Source organism: Pseudomonas sp. (genome assembly GCF_037994325.1).
In the GTDB taxonomy this organism is placed as follows: Bacteria; Pseudomonadota; Gammaproteobacteria; order Pseudomonadales; family Pseudomonadaceae; genus Aquipseudomonas.
This window is the reverse complement of the sequence record NZ_JBBNAH010000617.1, coordinates 1-8,372: the sequence shown is the minus strand read 5'-3', so window position 1 is coordinate 8,372 and position 8,372 is coordinate 1. Positions and strand designations below refer to the sequence as shown.

Sequence of the window (8,372 nt, the reverse complement as noted above, 5' to 3'; positions counted from 1 at the left end):
CCGTAGAACGTGTCATCCAGGGCGCTGAGGTACTTCTTGTCGAACAGGTTATTGACGTTGAGGGTCGCCGACAGGTGTTCGTCAAATTGGTAACGCCCCATCAGGTCGACCACCGCGTAGTCGCCCTGTTCGGCCTTGAGCGTGGTGCCGGGCAATTGCCAGGACGTGGCGCTGAAGTGGATGCCGCTTTGCCAGTTCACCCCGCCGCCAATGGTCAGGCGGTTAAGCGCGCCAGGTAGCCGATAGGTGTTCCACAACTTGACCATATCCATGGGCGCCACGGTATTGATCCGCTCGCCCTCGGCGTTTTTGGTCACGCTGTGGCTATAGCTGGCCGTCACATTCCAGTCGGGCATTAGCTCGCCGCCGAGCTCCAGGTCGAAGCCTTTGGTTTTCGCCCCTTTCAGCGCGCGGTAGGCAGGCACGGTGGTGCCCGGCACCAGCAAGCCGGGGTCGCGCTCGGCCAAGTTGTCTTGCTTGATGGCGTACAGGGCCACGGCACTGGTCAGGCGGCCGCCAAAGTACTCACTCTTTAAACCCACTTCGTAGTTATCGCCTTCACGCGGGTCGAGGCTGGCGCCGTTGCGGTCACGGTAGGTTTGCGGTTTAAAGATGCTGGTGTAGCTGGCGTACACCGCGTGCCTATCGTTGAGGTCGTAGACCACGCCAGCGTAGGGCGTGACCACGCCATGCTCCTTGGCGGTAGTCGGCACATTGCTGCTCAGGGTGTAGTGGTAGCTGTAGTTACTCGAACGGGCGCCGAGAATCACCGCCAGGTCATCGGTGGGTTTGAAGCGTGCGGCTACGTAGCTGCCGGTCTGACGAATCAGGGTGTCGTTGTCCCACAACTTGCCGTTGGAAACCGGCTTGGCGGTCTGGTTATTCCAGTCATAAAAGTTAATCGCGCGGCCTTCGATGTCATCGTCATCGGGCGAGTTGCGGTCTTCAAAGCGCGAGTAGTTAAAGCCGGCCACCAACTCGTGCTCGCGGCCCAGCAACTGGAATGGGCCGCGAGCTTGGGCGTCGACGCCGGTCTGTTTTTGCCACGCCTCGCCAGCGCCGCCAAAGAGCATCATGCCGTTGCCAGTAGTCTTGTCGAGAAAGCCCCAGCTGGCCGAGGCCAACGTGCCTTTGCGCGAGCTGTACATCTGGTTGGCCGAAACCTTCAGGCTCCAGTCGTAGGCCAACTGTTGCTCCAGGATGGCAAAGGAATTCAGGGTGTTTTGCTTACGCCCGCTCCACTTTGCCGCCGGGTTTACTGAGCGGGAGAAGTCGGTTTGCGAGCCGTCGTTGTAGAACAGCGGGAAGTTGGCAAACGACACGCCTTTGGGGTCGTTCTTTTGGTAGTCGACACCCACAGATAACAAGGTCGAGTCGCTAAGGTCGGCTTCGAGAATGCCGTAGTAAACCTCTTTCTCCTGCTGGTAATAGTCGATGTAGCTGTTGTTCTGCTGGTAGGCGCCAACCAGGCGGCCGCGCAACTTGCCGCTGTCGATCAAGGGGCCGGATACATCCAACTCGGTGCGGTACAGATCCCACGAACCGAGCCCTGCGCTGACATAACCCTGGAAGCTGTCGGTCGGGCGTTTGCGCACCAGGTTGATGGTGCCTGACGGGTCGCCCGCGCCCGTGAGCAAACCACTGGCGCCGCGCAACACTTCCACATGGTCATACACCACCGTGTCGGCCAGGCTCTGCGGCGTGGCGCTGGTGGTGATTTGCAGGGTGGTGGGCACGCCGTCGTATTGGTAGCTGTCGATGGAATAGCCGCGCGAGTAGATGGAAAAGCGCTCGGTATCAATGTGCTGAACCGACAAACCGGGCATCTGTTCAAGCACATCGGTCAGGCTGTTGAGCTGTTGATCGTCGATGCGCTGGCGGGTGGCCACGCTGACGGTTTGCGGCGTTTCGCGCAGCGACAGGTTGAGCTTGGTGGCGGTGGACGTTTCCCCAGTCGTGTATGAACCGCTGCCTTCGGTGATGGCCCCCAGGCCAACACCCGACACGGTGGTGACGCCCAATTGCAGCGCACCGCTGTCAGCACTGATGGGTTCCAACAAGGCGCGATCAGCTTCCACAAAACGTGCGGTCAGGCCGCTGCCAGCCAGCAGTTTGCCCAGGGCTTCGCCGGCGCTGTAGTCACCCTGCAAACCGGGGCTGCTTTTACCGGCGGTAAGCGCGGCGTCTACCGACAACAGAATGCCGGCGGTACTGGCAAAGCTATTCAGGGCCTGGTCGAGGCTACCGGGGGCAATGGCGTAGTGGCGTTGACTGTGCTGCACCGCCTCAGCGGCTTGCACTGCGCTCGGCAACAGCAAGGGCGCGGCGAGCAGCGCAACAAACAGGGCGCTGGCAAGGGGGGAAAAACGCAGGTGGGGCATTCCGGCAATCCTCTTGAAGAATGCATAGGGGTTGGCTTCAAGAGGTATCCCGAGCGAAGCGGAGAAACCGACAATGGCAACGCGAAAATATTTTTCGCCCGTCAACAACTGCGAAAAAACGTCTAGCTAGTGAGCCGTACCGTCACCCAATAGCGGGTGCGGTAGTCGATCTGAATCGGTAGGGTTTGCGCCAGGGTGGCCAATACGCGGTCGGTGTCGGCTAGCGGAAATACCCCCGTCAGCAGCAACTTGGCCGCCGCCGGCTCGCAGCGCAGCAGGCCACGGCGATGGCGGCTTAAGTCGGCGAGAAACTCGCCCAAGGGTTGCCGTTCGGCGATCAAGCGGCCGTTGCTCCAGGCTACGGCGTTGCTCTGCGCGGGCTGCGTTGCGCCCACTTGGCTGGCGGAAAACCACACGCTTTGCCCGGCCTGCAAAGGCACCGCAGCCGCATGCCGAGGACGAATCTGCAGTGCGCCCTCGTAAAGGTCGGTACGACTGCCACCGTCCAGCTCGCGCACGCTAAAGCGGGTGCCCAGGGCTTCGATTTCGCCCGCCGCCGTTTCCACAATCAACGGCCGATGCGCGCCGGCTTCATGGGCGCTGGTCAATTGCAGCTCACCGCTGAACAAACGGATACGCCGCTCGCTGGCGCTGAATTGGATATCCACCGCGCTGCCGCTGTTAAGGTCTAGCCTGCTGCCGTCGGCCAATTGCAGGTGGCGGATATCCCCGGTGCCAGTGCGCACGTCGGCCAATTGCTCGCGGCCAAATTGGCTGCTGGTTAGCAGGTAGCCGCTGCCACCGGCGGCCAGCAACAGACCGAGGAGTTTTAGCGTGTCGCGGCGGCGATGATCCGGCACTTCGCGCAGCACGGCGCGCGCGGTGTGCGGCGGTACGCCGGCCAAGGTGCCCTGCAGGCGTTGTAGCCTTCCCCAGGCACGCTGGTGCTCCGGGTGAGCGGCCTGCCAGGCATAAAATTCGGCTTGCTGCTGGGCACTCAATTCACCGCCCCAATGCAGCATCAACCAATGGCTGGCCTGGGCAACAATGGCGGGGGCAACGGGAGCGTCGGCGGTCTGTTTCATTCGGCGTAGAGCACCTGATAACAGGCTTGAATGGCGCGCAGCATGTACTTCTGCACCGAGCTGACGCTAACCCCCAACCGCTCAGCAATGTGCACATAACTCAGGCCTTCGAACTGCGAGAGCAGAAACGCGCTACGCACGTTTTTCGGCATGGCATCGAGCATGGCGTCGATCTGCACCAGGGTTTGCAGAATCATGGCTTGGGTCTCCAGGCTGGGGGTCGACTCCTCAGCCAGGTAGGCGATGCTGTCGAGGTACGCCTGCTCAACGCGCTGCCGACGCCATTGGTCCACCACCAGGTTGCGGGCGATTTGCGCCAGGTAGCTGCGGCCTTCCTGGATGCCGGGCAAGCGGCGGCTGACCAGCAGACGCAAAAACGTGTCGTGGGCAATATCGGCTGCGCGCTCGCGATCGCCCAGGCGTTTGCGCAGCCAACCTTGCAGCCAGCCGTGATGATCACGGTACAAGCTGGTGACAGTGCTGTGCTGTACTGCATCGGGCTGAGATAAGGCCAAGGTAAAACTCCGAGCTGCCTGAGAGGCGACCGCAGATAAGAATGGCTCGCATCTTAAAGGCAGCGTCGGGGTTTCGGCAATGCCGGCGGCATTAAGCCGCGCGCGGATTAGCGGCCGTTTTTCTGATAGATGATTTTTTTCCTGCCGAACTCACAGCTGCCGACCACCATGCTCGGGTCTTTGGCTTCGGCGGCGTCGACGATCTCTAGCGTGTAGCTGACCACACCGGCCGCCTGGATTTTGCTTTCGATTTCCTGCTTAAGCTCGCTGCAGGATTTTGGCGCCGCCACTGCCTGCCCGGCGAGCAGGGTGAACAGCAGGCTAAGGACGATTCTGTTCATGGCAACGTGCTCCGAGGGTGATGATTAGTTCGACTGCACGGTGGCAGATTTGCTCTGTTGTTGCTGCAACTGCTCAAGGCGTTGTTGGCGCTCGGCATCGGGCAATTCGCCAAGCGTTTTGACCGCGGCGTAAAAACGCGGCCAGTCGCCGCCAACCTGGCGAAACAGCTCGGCAAAGGCCGGCTGCCATTGGTCGTATAGGCCGAAGGGCAGCAGCTTGGCGTTGTTCAGCGGGCTGTATATCCAGGCGTCGTACCGACCATCGCCGGCCCATTGTGTAGTACGCAGCACACGGTATTCACGGCGCAGGCGCTCAAATTCTTCGGCCTTTTCGCGGCGCATTTGTTCTGCCGATGTAGCGCTGGCATACAGGCGTTGCAAGCGCTCACGGCTGGCCAACACCAGGGCGCTGAACTGTTCGCGCTGACGCTCACGCGCGCCGTTTTCCGCGCTCTTTAGCCCGCGCGCCAATCGCCATTGGCGCAGGCCCTCGGTTTCGACAAAGCTGGCGTAGGACTCGTTAAAGGCGGTGTCGCCTGGCAGGTAAAACTGTTGATGGGCCAGCTCGTGAAAGATCACCGATACCCAGCGCTGGTCGTCCCAGCGCAGCATGGTGTTAAGCAATGGATCGGCAAACCAGCCCAGGGTGGAATAGGCCTCAATGCCGGCAACATAGGTGTCTAACCCCTCCTGCTTGAGCAAGGCTGCGGCACCGCGGGCACGATTTTGCTCATAGAAACCGCGGTAGGCGACGCAACCGGCAATGGGGAAACAATGAATCTGCGGTTCCAGGGAAAACTCCGCAGTGGCGAACACATTCCACACCACATAGGGCCGGCCCAAGTCGGCGTACAAGCGGTAGCTCCCGTTATCCGGCAGGGCCAGCTGGCGGCTGGCGAAGCTGCGCGCGTCTTGCGCCAGGAGCAGGCGTTGGCGCAGTTGCGGGTCGAGATCGGGTTTGGCCAGCAGCGTGCTGATGGGCTCGCGACGCGCCAGCAGGTCGAGCTGACCGCCGAGTAATTGCGTGTAGTAGCTGCAACCGTTCAGCAGCAAAACCAGCGCCAGCGGAACCCAGCGCCAGCGCGGCGGGTCGAGTAACAGGGATAAGCAGTGCGGCATCGCGCGAACCAGAGCAGCAGACGGTGGCGCTGAACCTACCCCATCTGCCACGCGCGCGCACCGCTGGATAACGATAAAACCAGACCCGGAGTCTCCCTATGCGCCCATTCCTCCTCGCCAGCGGCCTGCTTAGCCTTGGCGGTTGCGCTTTTATGCCCACGCCCGACCCAAGCCAGGCCTGGGTTGACTTGCGCACCAGCGAAAGCAATACGCTGCAGGCCGCCCAGGTGGATGCCACCACGCTGGACGATGATCGTTTTTTCCAAGTCAGCCCCGGCCAACACGAACTGCATATGCGTCTGCAATTTGCCGTCGAACCGACCAACATTGGCCCAGACAGCCAGGGCCTGGATCGCACCTGCGTGCTAAAGCTCGACTACCCTGAATTCACCGCAGGGCAACGCTACAATCTGGTGGCTGGCAGTATCGGCTTTCGCCCCTGGGCCAAGCTCTATAACCAACAGCACCAGTTGCTGGCCAAGGCCCGCGAAGGCCGTTGCGGCGACGTTTGATTGGCAACATCATGCGCCCATCCCCACCTCCCGAGATCGCCATGCGCCTGCTGCCTTATCTCTTACTCGCTATCCCCCTGAGCGCTTGCGCCGCCGCATTGCCGCAGGCTGATCCCCAACAGGCCTGGATTGAGCTGTACAGCACGCCGGGCAATACCCTGATGGCGCAGAAACTGGACGGCAAAAAGGTCGCGGATGGGCGTTATTTTCAGGTCAGCCCCGGCAGCCACGAGCTGAATGCGCGCTTTCAGTTTGAAGTGGAGAACGGCGGCGGCACGCTGGGCAATCCGCGGCAGATCACCTGCCACCTGAAGGTGAAGTACGACTTTGTTGCCGGCCAACGCTACCGTATCGAAGCCCGGCCGGTGGCCATGAGCACGCAGGCTTGGTTGTATGCCATGCCGCGTAAGGCGCTCAAGCAGGTTAGCGTCGAACGCTGTGGGCCGGTCTAACCAATACACCGTATAGGGCCTGAACCTATATTCCTCCGCGCGCCTCGAACCTAGATAACGCGGCGTCATCTCGACGCGCCGTGCAATCACGGGAGCGCGTCCTTTATGAGTTTTCTGCACTGGATGGTGGTGCTGGGCAGCATTCTGCTGATCCTCACCCTGGCCTCCGCGTATCTGCGCTGGTTACCTGTTACCACATCGACTTTGTACCTGGCCTTCGGCTTAGCGATCGGCCCATTGGGTCTGGGCCTGTGGCATCTGAAATTTGCCGAGGTAGCCGGTTGGCTTGAACACCTGACGGAAATCGCCGTGCTGTTCTCGCTGTTTAGCGGCGGTATGAAATTGCGCCTGGCGTTTACTGACCCAGCGTGGCGCGCCGCCTATTTGCTGGCCGGGCCGGTGATGCTGGCGTGCATTGCCGGGGTGGCGCTGGTGGGGTTTTACGGGCTCGGTTTAGGCATTGGTTTGTCGATGCTGATTGGCGCGGTGCTGGCCCCCACCGATCCGGTGTTAGCCAGCCTGGTGCAGGTTAACCATGCGCGCGATTTCGATCGAGTGCGCTATGGCTTGTCGGGCGAGGCGGGGTTTAACGACGGCGTGGCGTTTCCCTTTGTGCTGTTTGCGCTGTTATGGATTCAGCACAACGGCGCCAGCGGCGATTGGCTCACTGGCTGGGCCATGCAGCGTTTGCTCTGGGCCATTCCGGCGGGCCTGCTGATCGGCTTTTTGCTCGGGCGCACGGTTGGCCGCCTGGCTATTTACCTGCGCACCCGCCACCGCGACGCGAGCATCTCGCCCAACGATTTTCTCGCCATGGCGCTGATCGCGCTGTCGTACTGGCTAGCCGAGACGGTAGGCGCCCTGGGGTTTCTTGCCGCCTTTGCGGCTGGCATCGGTCTGCGCCATGCCGAGATTGCATCGTCAAATAACTCCAGCGTGCCGGCCGAAGACGCCGTGGCGGCGGCATTACCTAAAGAGGCGGGCAGTTTGAGTGCAATGAAGGAACAGGCCAGCGACACCACCGAGCCCAAGGTGGCAGCGGGGCTGCTGATGGGCGAGATTTTATCGTTTGGCGATATTGTTGAGCGGGTGCTGGAAGTGTTGCTGGTAACGTTGCTCGGCGCCCTGCTGGCTTTTCACTGGGACTGGCGCGCGCTGCCGTTGGGCTTGGCGTTGTTCTGCGTAATTCGGCCGTTAAGCGTGATCGCCCTGGTGCGCGGCAAAGCGGTGGATGGCCGGCAACGGCGGCTGATGGGCTGGTTTGGTATCCGCGGGATTGGCAGCCTGTATTACCTGGCCTATGTGCTCAATCACGGCTTGGACGGTTCGGCCGCTGAGGAGGCGGTAAACCTGACGTTATCGGTGGTGGCCTTGAGTATTTGCCTGCACGGGCTGACCACGCAGCCGTTGTTAGACCGGTATGAACGGCAGAAGGCTAATGCCTAGTAGGGTGTGCTGCGCGCACCAGCGGGTAGCGGGGTGAACGCCTGGTGCGCACAGCACACCCTGCGGCGGTATTTAGTTTTCCAGCGTCGCTTCCAGGGTGATGTCGGCATTCAATACTTTGGATACCGGGCAGCCCGTCTTCGCGGTTTCCACGGCCTTCTCGAATGCTTCACGGTCAGCGCCAGGAATCTTCGCACTGAGTTTTAGGTGCACAGCGGTGATGGCGAAGCCGCCATCGACTTTGTCGAGGGTGACTTCCGCGTGGGTGTCGATGCTTTCAGCGGTCATACCCGCTTCGCCCAGCTCTTTGGAGAGAGCCATGGAGAAGCAGCCCGCGTGGGCGGCGCCGATCAGTTCTTCAGGGTTGGTGCCAGGGCCATCTTCAAAGCGGGTGTTGAAGCCATACGGGCTTTGTTTCAACACGCCGCTCTGGGTGGAGATGGTGCCTTTACCGTCTTTGATGCCGCCTTGCCAGTGAGCCGATGCTGTCTTTTTCATCTGTGTTCTCCAGTGTCTTTGAT

The 8,372-nt window shown here is 61.1% G+C and carries 9 protein-coding genes; 3 read left to right on the top strand and 6 right to left on the bottom strand.

Annotation, left to right across the window (positions count from 1 at the left end; translation table 11 throughout):
- The 5 genes from AAAB16_RS20525 to AAAB16_RS20505 all read right to left on the bottom strand — a co-directional run.
- Positions 1 to 2,381, bottom strand: a 2,381-nt coding sequence (locus AAAB16_RS20525) for a TonB-dependent siderophore receptor (RefSeq protein WP_340664992.1), incomplete at its 3' end; no start/stop codon positions are given.
- 122 nt (positions 2,382 to 2,503) lie between these two features.
- Positions 2,504 to 3,466 carry a FecR domain-containing protein gene (locus AAAB16_RS20520; protein ID WP_340664991.1) on the bottom strand — a complete coding sequence of 321 codons (963 nt, stop codon included), beginning with the start codon at positions 3,464 to 3,466 and terminating at the stop codon, positions 2,504 to 2,506.
- Positions 3,463 to 3,981, bottom strand: a complete 519-nt coding sequence (locus AAAB16_RS20515; RefSeq protein ID WP_340664990.1) for a sigma-70 family RNA polymerase sigma factor — start codon at positions 3,979 to 3,981, stop codon at positions 3,463 to 3,465. The genes AAAB16_RS20520 and AAAB16_RS20515 overlap by 4 nt, the downstream gene beginning before the upstream one ends.
- Positions 3,982 to 4,088: 107 nt before the next feature.
- Positions 4,089 to 4,322, bottom strand: coding sequence for a DUF1161 domain-containing protein (locus AAAB16_RS20510; protein WP_340664989.1), 234 nt, complete (start codon positions 4,320 to 4,322; stop codon positions 4,089 to 4,091).
- 24 nt (positions 4,323 to 4,346) lie between these two features.
- The gene (locus AAAB16_RS20505) at positions 4,347 to 5,441 is read right to left on the bottom strand and encodes an aminopeptidase (RefSeq protein ID WP_340664988.1); all 1,095 of its coding nucleotides are present in this window, start codon (positions 5,439 to 5,441) and stop codon (positions 4,347 to 4,349) included.
- 98 nt (positions 5,442 to 5,539) lie between these two features.
- On the opposite strand from AAAB16_RS20505, the gene AAAB16_RS20500 reads away from it, so the two are divergent.
- The 3 genes from AAAB16_RS20500 to AAAB16_RS20490 all read left to right on the top strand — a co-directional run bounded on the left by AAAB16_RS20500 (position 5,540) and on the right by AAAB16_RS20490 (position 7,851).
- Complete coding sequence (locus AAAB16_RS20500; RefSeq protein WP_340664987.1) at positions 5,540 to 5,953, top strand: hypothetical protein; 414 nt, start codon at positions 5,540 to 5,542, stop codon at positions 5,951 to 5,953.
- A gap of 41 nt (positions 5,954 to 5,994) precedes the next feature.
- Positions 5,995 to 6,405, top strand: coding sequence for a hypothetical protein (locus AAAB16_RS20495; protein WP_340664986.1), 411 nt, complete (start codon positions 5,995 to 5,997; stop codon positions 6,403 to 6,405).
- Between the two features lie 105 nt (positions 6,406 to 6,510).
- A complete protein-coding gene (locus AAAB16_RS20490) occupies positions 6,511 to 7,851 on the top strand; it encodes a cation:proton antiporter (protein ID WP_340664985.1) in 1,341 nt (446 codons plus the stop codon).
- Positions 7,852 to 7,923: 72 nt separating this feature from the next.
- On the opposite strand, the gene AAAB16_RS20485 is transcribed toward AAAB16_RS20490, so the two are convergent.
- Positions 7,924 to 8,349 carry an OsmC family protein gene (locus tag AAAB16_RS20485; RefSeq protein ID WP_110615531.1) on the bottom strand — a complete coding sequence of 142 codons (426 nt, stop codon included), beginning with the start codon at positions 8,347 to 8,349 and terminating at the stop codon, positions 7,924 to 7,926.
- Positions 8,350 to 8,372: the final 23 nt, after the last annotated feature.

Excerpts from the sequence above, each read along its gene's own strand:
- AAAB16_RS20520 (WP_340664991.1), bottom strand. The coding sequence starts at position 3,466 with ATGAAACAGACCGCCGACGCTCCCGTTGCCCCCGCCATTGTTGCCCAG.
- AAAB16_RS20510 (WP_340664989.1), bottom strand. The coding sequence starts at position 4,322 with ATGAACAGAATCGTCCTTAGCCTGCTGTTCACCCTGCTCGCCGGGCAG.
- AAAB16_RS20505 (WP_340664988.1), bottom strand. The coding sequence starts at position 5,441 with ATGCCGCACTGCTTATCCCTGTTACTCGACCCGCCGCGCTGGCGCTGG.
- AAAB16_RS20500 (WP_340664987.1), top strand. The coding sequence starts at position 5,540 with ATGCGCCCATTCCTCCTCGCCAGCGGCCTGCTTAGCCTTGGCGGTTGC.
- AAAB16_RS20495 (WP_340664986.1), top strand. The coding sequence starts at position 5,995 with ATGCGCCTGCTGCCTTATCTCTTACTCGCTATCCCCCTGAGCGCTTGC.
- AAAB16_RS20490 (WP_340664985.1), top strand. The coding sequence starts at position 6,511 with ATGAGTTTTCTGCACTGGATGGTGGTGCTGGGCAGCATTCTGCTGATC.
- AAAB16_RS20485 (WP_110615531.1), bottom strand. The coding sequence starts at position 8,349 with ATGAAAAAGACAGCATCGGCTCACTGGCAAGGCGGCATCAAAGACGGT.